The sequence below is a fragment of the Sphingopyxis sp. H073 genome (assembly GCF_001468395.1).
In the GTDB taxonomy this organism is placed as follows: Bacteria; Pseudomonadota; Alphaproteobacteria; order Sphingomonadales; family Sphingomonadaceae; genus Sphingopyxis.
In genome coordinates, this window is record NZ_LNSG01000004.1 from 345,090 (window position 1) to 362,142 (window position 17,053).

Below are 17,053 nucleotides of genomic sequence, written 5' to 3' on the forward strand. Positions count from 1 at the left end.
CGTGCCGGGGCGCTATGGCAAGCCCGAGCCCATTCAAAAAACAGGGAGATCAAAGTGTCGCAGTTCCGCCTAGCCGCCCGCCTGTCCACCGCGTTACCGGCCACGCTGATTCTGATCGCCGCGACCGCCTGTACGCCGGCGGCGGTCAGCGAGGCGCCCGCGACGGCATCGACCGAAGCCCCGCCGGTAGCGCCCGCAGGTGCGACGCTTGCGCAATTCTTCGATAAATATGACGCCGCGCAGCTCTCGCTGAGCCCGCAGGGCAAGGCCTATCGCGGCATTCGCGACCAGGACTACGGCCGCTGGAACGACGTCAGCGACGAGGCCGCGGTGGCGAACCAGAAGCTGCAACAGGCGAGCGCGGCGGCGATGCGGAGCAGCTTCGACCCCAAGACGCTCTCGCCCGACGACGCGCTCTCCTTCGAACTGTTCAACGCGCAGGCCGAGCGCGCCGACCGCCTGTTCGCCTATCGCGACCATGGTTATATCTTCGACCAGATGAACGGGTCGCAAAGCCAGCTTCCCGCTTTCCTGATCAACATCCACCGCGTCGCCAATGTCGCCGAGGCCGAGGCCTATGTGTCGCGTATCCGCGGGCTGGGGCCTTTGCTCGACGAGCTTTCGGCGCAGTCGGCCGCGCGCGCCGCGAACGGCTATGCGCCGCCCAAATGGGTCTATGCCTATGTCATCTCGGATATCGACAATCTGCTGACGCCCGACAATGCGGTGATCGAGGACATCGGTGCCAAGGTCGGCAAGCTCGAGATCGACGCCGCCGAGAAGGCACGGCTGATCGCTGCGGCGAAGGCGGCGTGGAACGAGAGCGCCGGCCCCGCCTACGCCCGGCTGAAAGCCGAGATGACGCGCCAGCAAGCCGTGGCGCCGACGCAGGACGGCATATGGCGGATGCCCGATGGCAAGGCCTATTATGAGGTGCTGCTTGCGAACTACACGACGACCGACATGACCGCGGCGCAGATCCACGACCTCGGCCTCGCCGAAGTCGCGCGGATCCATGGCGAGATGGAAGCGATCAAGAAGAAGGTCGGCTTCAAGGGGACGCTGCCGCAATTCTTCGAGCATCTGCGCACGAGCCCGCAATATTACTATACCACCCGCGAGGCGTATCTGGCCGACGTCGCGGCGAAGGTGAAGGCGATGGAGGCGCGGCTTCCCGCCTTCTTCAACACGCTGCCCAAGGCGCCGCTGCAAGTGAAAGCCGTCGAGGCGTTCCGCGAGAAATCGGCGGGCAAGGCCTTTTACCAGTCGCCCTCGCCCGACGGCTCACGTCCCGGCACCTATTATGTAAATCTCTACGATCTCAAGGACATGTCGAAGACCGAGCTCGAGGCGCTCGCCTATCATGAGGGGGTTCCGGGGCATCATCTGCAGCGCGCAGTGCAGACCGAATTGACCGGCCTGCCGCCTTTCCGGCGTTTCGGCGGTTTTACCGCCTATACCGAAGGTTGGGGCCTTTATTCGGAGGAGCTGGCGAAGGACATGGGCTTCTATTCCGATCCCTACAGCGATTTCGGGCGGCTCGGCATGGAACTGTGGCGGGCGTGCCGCCTCGTCGTCGACACCGGCATCCACGACAAACGCTGGAGCCGCGAACAGGCGATCAAATATCTGAAGGACAATACGCCGAACCCGCAGGGCGATATCGAGAAGGCGATCGAGCGCTATATCGTCTATCCGGGACAGGCGACCGCCTATCTGATCGGCAAGCTCAAGATCATGGAACTGCGGACGCGCGCGCAAGCCGCGCTGGGTTCAAAGTTCGACTTTCGCGCCTTTCACGATGTGGTGCTCGAATCGGGTCCGGTTCCGCTCGACACCCTCGAGCGGCGCGTCGATGCGTGGATCGCGAAAACGAAGGAACGTTAACAGACAATTGCGGGTTGACGCTTGGCGGCAAATAGAAAATTATAGTCGCGCCAAAAAGGCGGCAATAAAGCTGCCCAGGGTCGGTCTCGTCATGTCGGAAATCACTTCTACGCCATCGGGCGCAGACGGCGAAACGCCGTTCGAGCTCCAATATTTTCCGCCCGATCCCGATCTCGCGGAGATGGTCTCCAGCTTTTACTTCGTGCGCATCGATATGCCGGTGTTCGACGAATATGAGCGCGCCGACCGTCCGCAATTCCGCATCATGAGCAGCACCGCGGGCGAATATGTCTTTCCGGACGGCCATTGCTTTCCCGCCGCGCGCGCAACGATTGTCGGCCCGACAAGCGGGAGCGTCCGCGCGCGCGGGACCGGGCCGCTGCGCATCTATGGCTTCGGCCTGCTTCCCGTCGGCTGGGCGACACTGATGGGCGACCATGCCGACAAGATGACCGATCGTGCGATGGATGCCGCCGATCTGTTCGGCGACTGGATCGACGGCGCAGTCGGCGCGCTGATGGGAGCCGCGAACAACGACGAACGGCTCGTCATCGCAAACAATCTTGCGCGCGAGATATTGAAGAAGAACGAGCCCGCCCCCGCCTGGTTCACGCGCACGGTCGACCAGTGGCTGACCGAATCGCCCAGCCCGCAGGTACCCAAACTGGTCGAGGCGACGGGCATGTCGATCCGATCGGTCGAACGGATGACCAAACATTATTACGGCCTCTCGCCGCGGATGCTGGCCCGCAAATATCGCGCGGTCCGCGCCGCCTCCGCGCTCGCGCGTGGCCAGACGCTCGACGATGCGCAGCTTGGCGACGCCTTTTACGACCAGTCGCACCTGATCCGCGAGATAAAGCGCTTCGCAGGCGCGACGCCCGGCCAACTCGCCAATCCGACACGCTATACCGAGGCGACGACACGAGGGCGCAAGCAGCTCGCTGGCAAGGTCAGCCCGCTCGTTTCGGATACCTGACCGCGAAGCCCCCAAGCGACGAAACGAAATAAAATAGCGCCGAATGCCGATTTGGCGTTTTCGTACAATCGCGAATCATGCGTGGGGCATAATCCGTCCCTGCGACCCAGAAGAGCTCTTCCTCTGACGAGGACCGAGACCTTCATCTTGGCACCCGTTTGGCTTCGGCCGGGCGGGTGCCTCTTTTCTTTGGGGCCCGCAAACCAGCCTTTCTTGCGCCGCGCGAACCGCTCGCCTATATAAGTGGAGTAATTTGCTCCAGTTAAGAATCGTTCGCAATTCCAGCGGGAAGAAACGTGCGCCTGTCGAACCTTGCCGATTATGCCGTCGTGCTGATGAGCGCCGCCGCACGCCAATGCGGGTCGGTGGCAATTCACGCCGGCCTGCTCGCCGAGCAGACGGGCATTCCCGGCCCGACGGCGCAGAAACTGGTGAGCCAGCTCGCGCGCGCCGGCCTGCTCGTAGCCTCGCGCGGCAGCGGTGGCGGGGTGCGGCTCGCGCGGCCCGCAGCGGCGATCAGCGTCGCCGACATCATCGAAGCGGTCGAAGGACCGATCGCCCTCACCTCCTGCGTCGCCGAGGGGCGGCACGACTGTTCGCTCGAGGGAAGCTGCAAGGTCCAGCCGCATTGGGGCGTCGTGAACGGCGCGGTCCGCGCGGCGTTGCAAGAGATCAGCCTAGCGTCCCTGAGTGTCGCCCCCGCGAAGGGTGCCGGGAGTCACGTGCCTCCCGACACGGCCGCTGGAGGCAGCGCACAGACGACAACGGCCCCCGCCTTGGCGGGGGCGACGAGTTAGAGATATGACCGAGAACACCGAACTCCCCCTGAAGGATCAGGCCGCGCACGACGCCGCCGCAAAAGTCGCCGATTACGAGCATGGCTGGTCGTCGGCCATCGAGACCGACTTTGCGCCCAAAGGGCTCACCGAGGATACGGTTCGCTTCATCAGCGCCAAGAAGAACGAGCCCGAATGGATGCTCGACTGGCGGTTGAAAGCGTTTCGCCACTGGCAGACGATGGAGACGCCCGACTGGGCGAAGCTCAACGTGCCGCCGATCGACTATCAAGACGCGTACTATTATGCGGCGCCGAAGGCGAAACCCAAGCTCTCGAGCCTCGACGAGGTCGATCCCGAGATCCTCGAGGTGTATAGAAAACTCGGCATCCCGATCGAGGAGCAGAAGGTGCTCGCTGGCGTCGAGGGCGCGCGCAAGGTCGCGGTCGACGCGGTGTTCGACAGCGTCAGCGTCGCGACGACCTTCCGCGAGGAATTGAAGCGCGCGGGCGTGATCTTCCTGTCGATTTCGGAAGCGATCCGCGAATATCCCGAACTAGTGAAGAAGTGGCTTGGGCGTGTCGTGCCGATGCACGACAATTATTTCGCGACATTGAACTGCGCGGTCTTTTCGGACGGGACGTTCGTCTATGTGCCCGAGGGCGTGCGCTGCCCGATGGAGCTTTCGACCTATTTCCGTATCAACGCCGAGAATACGGGGCAATTCGAGCGGACGCTGATCGTCGCCGACAAGGGCGCCTATGTCTCCTATCTCGAAGGCTGCACCGCGCCGATGCGCGACGAGAACCAGCTTCATGCCGCGGTGGTCGAACTGGTCGCGCTCGACGATGCCGAGATCAAGTACAGCACGGTCCAGAACTGGTATCCCGGCAACGCCGAGGGGCTGGGCGGCATCTATAATTTCGTGACGAAACGCGCGCTCTGTCAGGGCAAGCGCAGCAAGGTGTCATGGACGCAGGTCGAAACCGGATCGGCGATCACGTGGAAATATCCGAGCTGCGTATTGAACGGCGACGACAGCGTCGGCGAATTCTATTCGGTCGCAGTCACCAACAATTTCCAGCAGGCCGACACCGGCACCAAGATGATCCACAATGGCAAGCGCACCCGCTCGACCATCGTCAGCAAGGGGATCAGTGCGGGGAAGTCGAACAACACCTATCGCGGCCTCGTCCGTGTCGCGCCGAACGCCGAGGGCGTGCGCAACTTCACCCAATGCGACAGCCTGTTGCTCGGTGACCAGTGCGGCGCACACACCGTGCCGTACATCGAGGTCCGCAACCCGAGCGCAACCGTCGAGCATGAAGCAACGACGAGCAAGATCAGCGACGACCAGCTTTTCTATGCAATGCAGCGCGGGCTGGGGCAGGAAGAAGCGGTCGCGCTCATCGTCAACGGCTTCGCCAAGGAAGTGCTGCAGCAATTGCCCATGGAATTCGCCGTCGAGGCGCAAAAGCTGCTGGGCATCAGCCTCGAGGGAAGCGTCGGATGATGCCCCAAACTGAGACAATCTTCCGCGCCTGGTCCGACCACGACGCCGAAGATGGGCGCTTGTTAACTATAATTTCCTCCAGTCCGCATCCGGGGACATGGCGAAACGCGCCGCTGTCCTATTATTTTCTTCGGTCCGATTCGGTCTGGAGGCAGCGCTATGGCACGCGGTTTGGAATTCAACTGGGCAGAGGCCGATCTGGTCGTACATCCGGTCCAGGCGATCGCCGCCTATCCTACGCAACAGGGCGTAGCCATCCGGCAGCAGAAGGGATCATCGGAGCGCGGAGATCGCGACGACGTGATCACCATTCCGCACCATGCCATAAACCTGCTGATCCGGCGCCTGCAGCAATTGCAGAACACCAGCGTGATCAGTCTGGAAGAGGTTGGCAATTCCGAACTGGTGGAAATCTTCGCCGCCGAATAGGCGCCGCCGGGCTCGCCGCTAGCCTTTCTTTGAGCGCGACGTTGATTGCGGGTGCGGCATATGCGCAGCCCGCGCAGGCCAGTGCGATGATGCTGGCTCAAGCCAACGACCGCTGCATGACGACCTACGCGGTCCGCATGACCAAGACCGATGCAGCCGACGATGCGATTTTTGCGGCCGCGACGGAGGGCTGCAAGGAACTGAAAACCCAGCTCTTCAGTGCGATCGACAAGGAATATCCGGTCGAGCAGGCCAGTGGCCTGAAGTCGCAGCTCGACGCGGCGGCAAAGCCGAACTTCATGACCTTATTGCAGAAGATGCGTACCGACCGCGTGCAACGCGGCGGAAATTGAACGGACATATGATGCTCAAAATCGAAAACCTCCACGCCACCGTCGCCGACAAGCCGATCCTGAAGGGTCTGTCGCTCAGCATTAATGCGGGCGAAATTCACGCAATCATGGGTCCCAACGGCGCGGGCAAGTCGACTTTGTCCTATGTTCTCGGCGGGCGGCCGGGGTATGAAGTCACCGAGGGTTCGGCGACCTTCGACGGACAGGATCTGCTCGATATGGACCCGCACGAGCGGGCCGCCGCCGGGCTGTTCCTGGGCTTCCAGTATCCGGTCGAAATCCCCGGCGTGTCGAACGTCCAGTTCCTGCGCGAAAGCCTGAACGCCCAGCGCAAGGCGCGTGGGCAAGAGCCGCTGTCGGGCGGCGATTTCCTGAAGCTGGCGCGCGAGAAGGCGGGGCTGCTCAGGATGGACATGGACATGCTCAAGCGTCCGGTGAACGTCGGCTTTTCGGGCGGCGAGAAGAAGCGCAACGAGATGGTCCAGATGGGCATCCTCGACCCCAAGCTCGCGATCCTCGACGAGACTGACAGTGGCCTCGACATCGACGCGCTGCGCGTCGTCGGCGACGGGATCAACGCGATCATGCGCCGCCCCGACAAGGCGGTGCTGCTGATCACGCATTATCAGCGCCTGCTCGACTATGTGCAGCCCGATTTCGTGCATGTTCTAGCCGCAGGGCGCATCGTCAAATCGGGCGGCCCCGAACTGGCGCTCGAGCTCGAACGCGAAGGCTATGCGGAGATCGCGGCGTGATCATTCCCCTGCGCCTTCCCTTCCATCGTCATGCCGGACTTGATCCGGCATCCATGACCGCGTGGGCCCCGGATCAAGTCCGGGGTGACGACGTGTGGGAGGTCGTGGTTTGACGATCGCCACACTTCCCACCCGGCGCGACGAAGCCTGGCGCTATAGCGATATCGACGCGGTGACCGCGGCGTGGCCGCTACCTGCGCCCGAGAGCATCATCGTGCCCGCGGGCGGTAAATTTGCACGCGCAATCGTGCAGGACGCCGGCGACATCCGCCAGATTGAACTGGTGCTCGGCAAGGGTGCGGTCGCTCATTTGCATGTTCTCAACATCGGCGGCGCCTATGGCCGTATCGAGCTCGCGGTGACGCTGCACGAAGGCGCCGACTTCAGGTTCGGGGCGGCGCAGATCGGCGGCGGCGAGCAGAATCTCGAGATCGTCACCACCGTCACACACGCCGAACCCGGCGCGACGTCGCGACAAGTCGTGCGGTCGGTCTTGGGCGGCACCGCCACCGGCACCTACCTCGGCAAGGTCGCCGTCGCGCGCGATGCGCAGCAAACCGACAGCGAACAGGATGTGAAGGCGATGCTGCTCGACCGCAGCGCGACCGCCAACGCCAAGCCCGAACTCGAAATCTTCGCCGACGATGTGAAATGCGCGCACGGCTGCGCGATCGGCGAACTCGACGCCATGGCGCTATATTATCTCCAGTCGCGCGGCCTGCCACCCGCCGAGGCGAAGAAGATCCTGCTGCAGGCCTTTGTCGCGGGCGTGTTCGACGGTGCGGAAGATGAGGAGCGGTTGCAGGCGCTGGCGCTGGCGAAGTTGGGAGAGCTGGTATGACCACCACGACCGCCCTCCGCACCTTCCCCGACGTCCGCGCCGACTTTCCCGGTCTGCCGCCCGGCTGGCACTATCTCGACACCGCAGCGACCGCGCAAAAGCCGCAGTCGGTGATCGACGCCACTGTCAACGCGATGGGCCGCGACTATGCGACGGTGCATCGCGGCGTCTATGCGCGATCGGCAGATATGACCCTCGCCTACGAAGCCGCGCGTCGGCGGATCGCGGCCTTCATCGGCGCGCGCGAGAACGACGTGACCTTCGTGCGCGGCGCGACCGAGGCGATCAACCTTGTCGCCTACTCGCACCCGCGAAAGGGTCGGGTGCTGCTCTCTGTGCTCGAGCATCACAGCAATATCGTGCCCTGGCAGCTTGCCGGCTGGCAGGTCGATGTCTGCCCGCTCACCGCCGACGGTTGTATCGACCTCGATGCGGCAGAGAAGCTGCTGACCCCAGACCACAATATGGTCGCCTTTGCGCACGTGTCGAACGTGCTCGGCAGTCCGCTCGACGTTGCACGCGCGGCGGAACTCGCGCACCGCGTCGGCGCCGAGCTGCTGATCGACGGCTGCCAGGCCGTGCCGCGGCTGCCTGTCGATGTCGTCGCGCTCGGCTGCGACTATTACGCCTTCTCGGGCCACAAGCTCTACGGCCCCACCGGGATCGGCGTGCTGTGGAGCAACAAGCTCGACAGCCTGCCACCCTGGCAGGGCGGCGGGTCGATGATCGACCGCGTTACCTTTGAACGCACGACCTACGCCCCCGCCCCTACACGCTTCGAGGCGGGCACGCCGGCGATCATCGAGGCGATCGGGCTCGCGGCGGCCGTCGACTATGTCGAAGCGATCGGGATCGACGCGATCCACGCCCACGAGATCGCCTTGGTGACGAGCCTGCGCGAACAGCTCGCGCGCAAGAACAGCATCACGCTCTACGGCCCTGAAAACAGCGCCGGAATCGTTAGTTTTTCGATGGCGGGGGTTCATCCGCACGACATCGGCACTATCTTGGACGAGAGCGGGGTCGCGATCCGCGCCGGGCACCATTGCGCGCAGCCGCTGATGGAGCATCTGGGGGTGCCCGCGACCGCGCGCGCAAGTTTTGGCGTTTACAGCAATCAGGACGATGTGGCGGCGCTGGTCGATGGCCTCGCCCGCGTCGAGAGGATTTTCGGATGAGCGAGGATCGCATGATCAAGGTGGAAGAAGTCGCGAGCGTCGAGGCGCCGCCGAAGGCGCGCGTCGAGGATGTCGAGACGGCTCCGGAAAAGCTGGAACGCAAGCGCGACTATCTGGAAGGCTTCCTGGCGGCCAAGCCCGCGGCGGTCGAGCCAGGCGCGGTTGGCGGCGATTTGTACGAGGCCGTGATCAACGCGCTGAAGGACATCTACGACCCGGAAATTCCGGTGAACATCTACGACCTCGGCCTGATCTACAATGTCGAGATCGACGAGGGGCATGTCATGGTCACGATGACGCTGACGACGCCGCATTGCCCGGTCGCCGAATCGATGCCCGCCGAGGTCGAACTGCGCGTCGGCGCGGTGCCGGGTGTCGGCGATGCCGAGGTCAATCTGGTCTGGGATCCGCCGTGGTCGCCGCAGAATATGAGCGACGAAGCGCGGCTCGAACTGGGAATGCTGTGATGACCGAAACGAAAACTCGTGCTCGCCCTGCTGCGGTGACGCTTACCGTCGGCGCCGAAGAGCGCATCGCGAAGCTGATGGCGTCCGCCCCCGATGGAGCGATCGGCGTCCGCCTGTCCACCCCGCGTCGCGGCTGCTCGGGGCTCGCTTACTCGGTCGACTATGTCACCGAAGAGCAGAAATTCGACGAGAAGATCGAGACCCCCGGCGGCATTTTCTACATCGATGGCGCGTCGGTGCTCTACCTGATCGGCAGCACGATGGACTGGGTCGAGGATGATTTCGCAGCGGGCTTCGTGTTCGAAAATCCGAACGCCAAGGGCGCGTGCGGCTGCGGCGAGAGCTTTACCGTCTAACTAGCGGCAGATCGACCAACCCGCCGTCCGCACCGCCATATCGAGGTGGAAATGATCGGCGTGCGCCGCATTATGGTCGGGTGACAGCACCGTAGAGAACAGGTCGCACGACCCGTCGCGGACCTCGTGCAGGAATTCGCTGCGCTTGTCGCCCGGCGCCCAGTCGTTGATCAGCGAAATGCGCGTCCCGTCGGCGAGAACGAAAGCCGAAATGTCGATCGCATTGGCGGTCGAATGCTCGCTCTGAGCCTCGCGGCCCGCGATCTTGCGGCAATTGTAGCTGCCGAGATTTTCGAGCTCGACGACATTCTGCCCGAAATATTTCCGCGCCGCGGGTTGCACGACATCGCGCGTCCAGAGCGCCATCGCCGCGGTCACGGCGCAGCCAGGCGCGGCATTGGCAGGGCGCATGGTGGGCACAAGAGCGTTGCCGGTCAGCACCATCCGCTGGGTCGCGCGGCACTGCCCCCTCCCGACGACAGGCCGTCTCTCATAGCCTGCCTTCGCCCGGTCGAAGGCAGCGAAGCAGGCGGCATCGTCACCCGCAAAGTTCATCAGCTTGCGGTGCGTCGCCCAGCCCTGCGGATGCTCGAATTCGAAACGCGCGCCGGGGAAATGCTCGGGATGCGCGCGCACCCACTGCATGACGCGGATTGCGCCGATCGCCAGCACGACGGCGATGGCGAACCAGATCAGGTAGGCGCGCAGGCTTTTCATTTGCCCCAGATGGCGCGCGGCGCACCAACGGGCAAGTTCAGAGCGGTTCGAACGTCACCGTCAGCCCGTCCTTCGGACGAGGGATAGGAAGCATCTGCCAATCGGGAGCGTAACCGTCACGCACCACGATGCGATGCGTTGTCACGACATGGTGAAAGAAGATTTTCGCCTGCATGTACGCGAAGTGCAACCCCAGGCACATATGCGCGCCGCCGCCGAAGGGCACCCATGCATATTTGTGCCGCTCGCGCGTTGCCTCGGGTGCGAAGCGCATCGGGTCGAACTTTTCGGGCTCGGGCCAATGCTCCTCCATCATATGCGTGAAGGCCGGACTGACCCCGACCGACGTACCCGCCGGGATACGATAGCCGCCATATTCGAAATCCTTTAGCGCGCGGCGCGGGAAGCTTGGCACCGGGGGGACGAGACGAAGCGACTCCTTGAACGCCCATTCGGTCAATTCCAGCTCGCCGAGGCCGTTATGCCCGACCCCCTCGCCCGCCGGCGCGACGCTCAGCATCTCCTCGCGCAGCCGGTCCTGCCACTCGGGATGTTTCGCGAGCTGGTACACCATCGTGGTGATCGAGCTGGTGATCGTGTCGTGCGCCGCCATCATCAGGAAATTCATATGATCGACGATCGCACCGGTCGTGAGATATTCGCCGTCATCGTCCCTCGCGCGGCAGATCTGGCTGAAGATATCCTCGCCCGCGCCGTCACGGCGCTCCGGCACCATCTTGCCGAAATAGTCGACGAGATAGGCGCGTCCCTTCACGCCGCGGCCCATTGCGGTGAAGGGCAGCGGACGGCGCACGACCCCGATCGACGCCTGCACCATGTCGACGAAGGCCTTGTTGACCTTGTCCGCCTCCGGCCCCCACGGGATGCCGAGGAAGCTGGTCGCGGCAAGGTCGAGCGTCAGCTCCTTGATCGCAGGGTAGAATTTGAAGGTCTTGCCGCTCCACGCGGCGACGCGGTCGCGGATTCCTTCGTTCAGCGAATCCGCATAGTGCCGCATCGGCTCGGGCTTGAAGGCGACCGACAAAACCTTGCGGTCGGCGCGATGCTTCTCGAAGTCCATCAGCATCAGCCCGCGCGGGAAGAGCAGGTTGAGTACCGGTCCCCACCCCTGTTCGGACGAGAATATCTTCTCGCGGTCGAACATCACCAGTTCGTTCGCCTCGGGTCCATGCAGCGCGACGCTGCGCCCGCCGAAGCTGTTGTTGCGATAGACGCGGCCATATTTGCCGACCATGCGCCGCGTGAACGAGGGATAATCGCGAAGTTGTTCGAGCGTGTTGCCGATCACCGGCATCCCGTCCTCGCCCGGTATATGGTCGAGCGCGGCGTCGGGATTGCGCGGCAGCCAGTGCGCGGTGTCGGGACCGAAGCGGCCTTCGGACCAGTTGAACTTCGCTGGGGCGTTCATGGAAAACCTCGTCCGTCGTTGCGATTGGCGGCAAGCTATCGAACTACTGACATCGATGCAAGTAGCGCGTGTCGCAGCGCCCGGACTCCATTCACCGCAAATTCAACTCGACTCGCGCAATCTCGCGGCAAGATGACGGGTCGCATCCGTTTGACCCTCAAAGGATAAAGTCATGGCCAAGGCATTCCGACGCTCCCTCGCTATGACGCTTGGCGCGCTTGCCACGACCGCGCTCGGCGGCTGCTATTATGGCGATGTGTACGGCAGCAGCTACGCCTCGGGCGGTGACTGCGCCTCGCGCTATGGCGCCGACTATTACGATTATGACGGTTATGCCTATGACGACGGCTATGGCTATGACTGCTATGATGCGTCGGACTATGGCGGCGGCTTCGCGCAGATCGGCTTCGGCGGCGGCTGGTACGACGATTATTATTATCCGGGCTACGGCCTCTGGCTCTTCGACAGCTATCGCAACCGCTATCCGCTGCGCGGCCAGTATCTGAATTACTGGGGCGGACGGCGCGCGTGGTGGAAGCATCATGGCGGCCATGGCGACGGCAACTGGAACCGGCCGGGCCACGGCGATGGCAATGGGCGTCCCGGACGTCCTGGCGGCTGGAACGGCCATCCCGGCGGCGACGGCCAGCACGGAACGCGCCCGGGCTGGGGCAGCGGCGGCCAAGGCGGCAATCCGCCGACCACGACCAATCCCGTTCGCCCCGGTGGCGGCCCCTCGGCCGTCCGCCCGCGCCCGCCGCGCGGCGAAGGCGGCAGCTATGTCCGCCCGCGTCCGGCGCCGCCGGTGGCGCAAGGCGAGGCGACGGCAGATCGGCCAGCCGGTGCGCAACGCCCGGTGCGGACATGGTCGCCGCGGCAGGGTGGCGGCACGCCGCGCGGTCCCGAGGCGGTCCGGCCGCGCCCTGCTCCCTCGATCGACCGGCCGGCTGCGGTGCGACCACAGGCCGCGCCGCCGTCCGCGGCGCCGCGCTACACGCCGCCCGCGCAGCGGCAGGCCCCGGCGCCCGAACGGTCGCAGCGGTTCGAGCGGTCGATCACCCCTGACAAGGACTGACGCGGCGCGTCAGGCATCGGCGGGCGGCGTCCGCTTGTCGGCGACCATATCCTCCTGAAGTTCGAGCCCGCGCGCGCCGTGGTGGGCGGTGTGCGCGGGGGCGTGCGGCCGCTCCTCGAAGGCGGGGTCCGGTTCTTCCAGCATCCCTTCCCATTTGGTGATGACGCTGGTCGCGACCGCGTTGCCGACGACGTTGGTCGCGGTCCGCCCCATGTCGAGGAAATGGTCGATCGCGAAAACGATCGCGACACCCTCGACCGGCAGGTCGAACATCGCGAGCGTCGCGGTGATGACGACGAGGCTGGCGCGCGGCACCGCCGCGATCCCCTTCGACGACACCATCAGGGTCAGCAGGATCAGGATCTGCGTCGCGATGGGTATGTCGATGTCATAAGCTTGCGCGATGAAGATCGTCGCGAAGCTGGCGTACATCATCGACCCGTCGAGGTTGAAGCTGTAGCCGAGCGGCAGCACGAAGCCCGAGATGCGGCGCGGCACGCCGAAGCGGTCGAGCTGTTCGAACAGTTTCGGCATCGCCGCTTCCGACGACGCGGTCGAAAAAGCGATCAGCAGCGGCTCGCGGACGTAGCGGACAAGCTCGACGATCCGCCTGCCGAGGAACAGCGCGCCGACGCCGAGCAGGATAACCCACAGCAGGACAAGCGAGATGTAGAATTCGGTCAGCAGCTCGGCGTAAGTGGCAAGGATGCCGAGGCCATATTGCGCGACGACCTTGGCCAGCGCCCCGAACACCGCGAACGGCGCAAGACGCATGACATAGCCGGTGATCTGGAGCATCAGTTCGGCGAGCGCCTCGGCGCCGCGGACGAGCGGCTTGCCCTTTTCGCCCAGCGCCGACAGGCCGACGCCCGCGAACAGCGCGAAGACGAGGATCTGGAGAACATTGTTCTCCGCCATCGCCTGGATGACATTCTTCGGGAAGATATGCTCGATGAACTCGAACATATCGAGCTTCTTGACCTCGCCGACCTCCGCCGACGAATGCGCGCCGACCGCGAGATGCAGACCGGCGCCGGGCTCGAGCAAATTGACCATGATCAGCCCGAGGCTGATCGAGATCAGGCTGGCAAGGACGAACCATGCGATCGCGCGGGTGCCGATGCGCCCGAGCGCCGAACTGTCGCCCATATGCGCGATGCCGGCGATGAGCGTGCCGAGGATCAGCGGCGCGACGAGCATCTTGATGAGGTTGAGGAAGATGGTGGCGAGGGTACCGAACCCCTTCAGCCAATATTCGAATTCGGGGCTGTCGGCGGGCACGAAGCTCCGCACGAGAAAGCCGACGACGATCCCGAGGACCATGCCGAGCAAGATGTATAAAGTGAGGCGACGTGCCATCCAGAACTCCCCTGTCCCGCTGGTGCGGGCGTTTCATCATGCGGGGGTAACAGGCTGGTCGGCGGCGGGCAATCTCAGGTCAGGAAAAACACGATCGCGAGGCACGTCGATACGCCGGTGATGATATTCAACGGCACACCGATCTTCACGAAATCGACGAAGCGATAATCGCCTGCGGCATAAACGATCGTGTTCGTCTGATAGCCGATAGGGGTCGCGAAACAGGCCGACGCACCGATCATCAGCGCGATAACCAACGGACGGGGATCGACGCCAAGCTCTGACGCCATTGCCAATGTCACGGGCGTCATCAAGGCTGCGACCGCATTGTTGCTGAGCAGTTCCGACAGGATCAGGGCGAAGAAGTAGATGCCGAATACCAGCACCCACGCCGGCTGTCCGGCAAGCATCGGCTGCGCCCAGCCGACCATCATCGCCACGGCCCCGCTCTGCTCGAGCGCTAGCCCGACGGCGAGCATCGCGAAGATCAGGATCAGCACATCGCCGTCGATCGTCCCCCACGCCTCCTCGCTGTCGATGCAGCGCGTCACCAGGATGACGCCGATGGCAATGATCGCGGCCACCCCGATCGACATGATATCCAACGCCGCGAGCGCGACGACCGATGCCATGCACAGGATCGCGATCCACGCCTTGCCCCGGCGAAAGGCGCGCACCTTCGCGAGGTCCGCGCCGATGAGGTGCGGATTGTCGCGCAGCGCCTCGACCTCGCGCGGCCCGGCCGCGACGAGCAGGCGGTCGGCGGGGCGGATGCGGACGCTGGCGAGGTCGGGGCCGGGTTCGTGCGCCGGACGGTCGAGTCCGATGATCCGCGCGCGAATCTTTTGCAGGAACGGAATATCGATCAGCCGCTGACCGATCGCCGGATGGTTCGATGCGATCATCGTTTCGACGACGAGGTCGCCTTCGGCAGGCTCCCCCCCGCCGATCCCGAGGCCGAAGCGGCCCTGCTCGCGCCAGGTCATGAGCGTCGCGCCGTCGACGCGGACGATCAGCCGGTCACCCGCGGCCAGAATCCAGCTGTCGAGGTCGGCGCCGCGCACGACCGCGGTGCCCCGGCGCACGCCGACGATACGGCCCGAGCGCGGCAGGTCCCGGAACGCTTCGACCGTCATGGCGACGAGATCGTCGTCCTCGCTCAAGACGAGTTCGGTCAGATATTGGTGCGCATCATGCGTCCCCGCGGGCCCGCTTATCGGCTTGTCCGAGGGCAACAGCCACCACATCAGTGCAAGGCCGATCATGCCCGACGCCGCGGTGACGAGGCCGATGGGGGTGATCTCGAAAATGCCGAAACGCTCCATCCCCGCCTGCCGCACGATGCCGTCGACCACGAGGTTGGTCGAGGTGCCGATCAAGGTCAGCGTGCCGCCCAGCACCGCAACGATCGACAGCGGCATCAGCAGCTTTTTTGCGCTCACCCCCGTTACCTCGGCAAGTTTCAGCACGATCGGGATCAGGACGACGACGACCGGGGTGTTGTTGAGGAAGGCCGAGGCGACAAGCGCCCCGACGAGCACTTCGACGATGGCGAGGCGCGGGTGTTTTTCGGCGCGCTTCATGATCGCGTCGGCGACGCGCTGGATCACCCCGGTGCGGATCAGCGCGCCCGACAGCACGAACATCGCGCCGATGACGATCGGCGCCGAATTGGAAAAGACCGAATAAAGTCCATCGGCATCGAGGATGCCGAGCGCGAGATAAGTGCAGGCGCCAAGGATCGCGATGACCGTCGCAGGCAGGCGCTCCATCAGGAAGCCGACAAAAATGCCGGCCAATACGAGCAGCGAAATGACCGCCTGATGCGCTTCGATAAAGGCCCTCAGCGCCTCGATCATGTCAGCCGTTCTGCGCCCTGTGCAGCAGCTTGTGGTCGGCGAGAACGAGCGCCATCATCGCCTCGACCACCGGCGCCCCGCGGATGCCGACGCAGGGATCGTGCCGCCCCTTGGTGACGATGTCGGCCGCCTCGCCCGCCTTGTTGATCGTCGGCACGGGGGTGAGGATCGAGCTGGTCGGCTTGAAGGCGACGCGCACGACCACCGGCTGGCCGGTCGAGATGCCGCCCGCGATGCCTCCGGCATTGTTCGACAGGAAATCGGGGCGGTTGCTGCCGTCGCTCGCCGGGCGCATCGGGTCGGCATTTTCCTCGCCGCGCAGGCGCGCCGCGTGGAAGCCCGCGCCGATCTCGACGCCCTTCACCGCGTTGATCCCCATCATCGCGGCGGCGAGGTCGCTGTCGAGCTTGGCATAGATGGGCGCACCCCATCCCGCGGGAACCCCGCTCGCGGCGCATTCGATCACCGCGCCCAGCGAACTGCCTGCCTTCCGGGCGGCGTCCATCAGCCCCTCCCAGCGCTGCGCCGCAGCCGGGTCGGGACAGAAAAAGGGATTGCGATCAATTTCTTCGAGGTCGAAGTTGGCGGGATCGATCGCATCGCCGCCGATCTCGGCGACCCAGGCGTGGATCTGCACCTCGGGAATGATCAGCCGCGCGACCCCGCCCGCCGCGACGCGCGCCGCGGTCTCGCGCGCGCTCGACCGGCCGCCGCCGCGATAGTCGCGAATGCCGTATTTCGCGTCATAGCTGTAATCAGCGTGGCCGGGACGATAGGCCTGCGCGATCTCGCCATAGTCTTTCGACCGCTGGTCGACATTCTCGATCATCAGGCTGATCGGCGTACCCGTCGTCTTGCCCTCGAAGGTGCCTGACAGGATGCGCACCTGATCGGGTTCCTGCCGCTGCGTCGTGTGGCGCGACTGGCCGGGGCGGCGCTTGTCAAGATAGGGCTGGATATCGCCTTCGGACAGCGAGAGACGCGGCGGACAGCCGTCGACGACGGCGCCAAGCGCGGGACCATGGCTTTCCCCCCACGTCGTGAAGCGAAGGACGCGTCCGAAGCTGTTGAAACTCATTG

General features: G+C 64.5%; 17 protein-coding genes. 12 read left to right on the plus strand and 5 right to left on the minus strand.

Going from position 1 to position 17,053, the window contains the following annotated elements; genetic code table 11:
• Positions 1-54 precede the first annotated feature (54 nt).
• The 11 genes from ATE64_RS09710 to ATE64_RS09760 all read left to right on the plus strand — a co-directional run bounded on the left by ATE64_RS09710 (position 55) and on the right by ATE64_RS09760 (position 9,534).
• Positions 55-1,887: a DUF885 domain-containing protein gene (locus tag ATE64_RS09710; RefSeq protein ID WP_058455372.1), complete on the plus strand. Its 1,833-nt coding sequence runs from the start codon at positions 55-57 to the stop codon at positions 1,885-1,887.
• A 91-nt stretch (positions 1,888-1,978) separates the two neighbouring features.
• Positions 1,979-2,866, plus strand: a complete 888-nt coding sequence (locus tag ATE64_RS09715) for a helix-turn-helix domain-containing protein (RefSeq protein WP_058455373.1) — start codon at positions 1,979-1,981, stop codon at positions 2,864-2,866.
• 296 nt (positions 2,867-3,162) lie between these two features.
• Complete coding sequence (locus tag ATE64_RS09720) at positions 3,163-3,663, plus strand: SUF system Fe-S cluster assembly regulator (RefSeq protein ID WP_058455374.1); 501 nt, start codon at positions 3,163-3,165, stop codon at positions 3,661-3,663.
• 4 nt (positions 3,664-3,667) lie between these two features.
• The gene (sufB, locus tag ATE64_RS09725; RefSeq protein ID WP_058455375.1) at positions 3,668-5,155 is read left to right on the plus strand and encodes a Fe-S cluster assembly protein SufB; all 1,488 of its coding nucleotides are present in this window, start codon (positions 3,668-3,670) and stop codon (positions 5,153-5,155) included.
• A 159-nt stretch (positions 5,156-5,314) separates the two neighbouring features.
• Positions 5,315-5,584, plus strand: a complete 270-nt coding sequence (locus tag ATE64_RS09730) for a hypothetical protein (protein WP_058455376.1) — start codon at positions 5,315-5,317, stop codon at positions 5,582-5,584.
• Positions 5,585-5,613: 29 nt separating this feature from the next.
• Entirely contained in the window at positions 5,614-5,937 is a 324-nt protein-coding gene (locus ATE64_RS09735) for a hypothetical protein (RefSeq protein WP_058455377.1), read from the plus strand.
• A gap of 11 nt (positions 5,938-5,948) precedes the next feature.
• Positions 5,949-6,692 (plus strand): Fe-S cluster assembly ATPase SufC, encoded by a 744-nt coding sequence (gene sufC / locus ATE64_RS09740; RefSeq protein ID WP_058455521.1) that lies wholly within the window; start codon positions 5,949-5,951, stop codon positions 6,690-6,692.
• 109 nt (positions 6,693-6,801) lie between these two features.
• Positions 6,802-7,533 (plus strand): SufD family Fe-S cluster assembly protein, encoded by a 732-nt coding sequence (locus ATE64_RS09745; protein WP_058455378.1) that lies wholly within the window; start codon positions 6,802-6,804, stop codon positions 7,531-7,533.
• A complete protein-coding gene (locus tag ATE64_RS09750) occupies positions 7,530-8,711 on the plus strand; it encodes a cysteine desulfurase (RefSeq protein WP_156416495.1) in 1,182 nt (393 codons plus the stop codon). The genes ATE64_RS09745 and ATE64_RS09750 overlap by 4 nt, the downstream gene beginning before the upstream one ends.
• Positions 8,708-9,178: an SUF system Fe-S cluster assembly protein gene (locus ATE64_RS09755; protein WP_058455379.1), complete on the plus strand. Its 471-nt coding sequence runs from the start codon at positions 8,708-8,710 to the stop codon at positions 9,176-9,178. Before ATE64_RS09750 ends, ATE64_RS09755 begins: the two co-directional genes overlap by 4 nt.
• Entirely contained in the window at positions 9,178-9,534 is a 357-nt protein-coding gene (locus ATE64_RS09760) for an iron-sulfur cluster assembly accessory protein (RefSeq protein WP_058455380.1), read from the plus strand. Before ATE64_RS09755 ends, ATE64_RS09760 begins: the two co-directional genes overlap by 1 nt.
• Here the strand turns inward: ATE64_RS09760 and ATE64_RS09765 are convergent, their stop codons facing one another.
• Positions 9,535-10,251, minus strand: coding sequence for an extensin family protein (locus ATE64_RS09765; protein ID WP_058455381.1), 717 nt, complete (start codon positions 10,249-10,251; stop codon positions 9,535-9,537). It abuts the gene before it with no gap.
• Positions 10,252-10,288: 37 nt separating this feature from the next.
• On the minus strand, positions 10,289-11,680 hold the full coding sequence (locus tag ATE64_RS09770) for a cytochrome P450 (protein ID WP_058455382.1): 1,392 nt from the start codon (positions 11,678-11,680) through the stop codon (positions 10,289-10,291).
• A gap of 172 nt (positions 11,681-11,852) precedes the next feature.
• On the opposite strand from ATE64_RS09770, the gene ATE64_RS09775 reads away from it, so the two are divergent.
• Positions 11,853-12,755: a hypothetical protein gene (locus ATE64_RS09775; protein WP_058455383.1), complete on the plus strand. Its 903-nt coding sequence runs from the start codon at positions 11,853-11,855 to the stop codon at positions 12,753-12,755.
• A gap of 9 nt (positions 12,756-12,764) precedes the next feature.
• On the opposite strand, the gene ATE64_RS09780 is transcribed toward ATE64_RS09775, so the two are convergent.
• From ATE64_RS09780 to aroC, 3 genes are all read right to left on the minus strand, one after another.
• Positions 12,765-14,114, minus strand: a complete 1,350-nt coding sequence (locus tag ATE64_RS09780; RefSeq protein ID WP_058455384.1) for a dicarboxylate/amino acid:cation symporter — start codon at positions 14,112-14,114, stop codon at positions 12,765-12,767.
• A gap of 74 nt (positions 14,115-14,188) precedes the next feature.
• Complete coding sequence (locus ATE64_RS09785; protein WP_058455385.1) at positions 14,189-15,973, minus strand: SLC13 family permease; 1,785 nt, start codon at positions 15,971-15,973, stop codon at positions 14,189-14,191.
• 1 nt (position 15,974) lies between these two features.
• Positions 15,975-17,051: a chorismate synthase gene (gene aroC, locus ATE64_RS09790; RefSeq protein ID WP_058455386.1), complete on the minus strand. Its 1,077-nt coding sequence runs from the start codon at positions 17,049-17,051 to the stop codon at positions 15,975-15,977.
• Positions 17,052-17,053 lie beyond the last annotated feature (2 nt).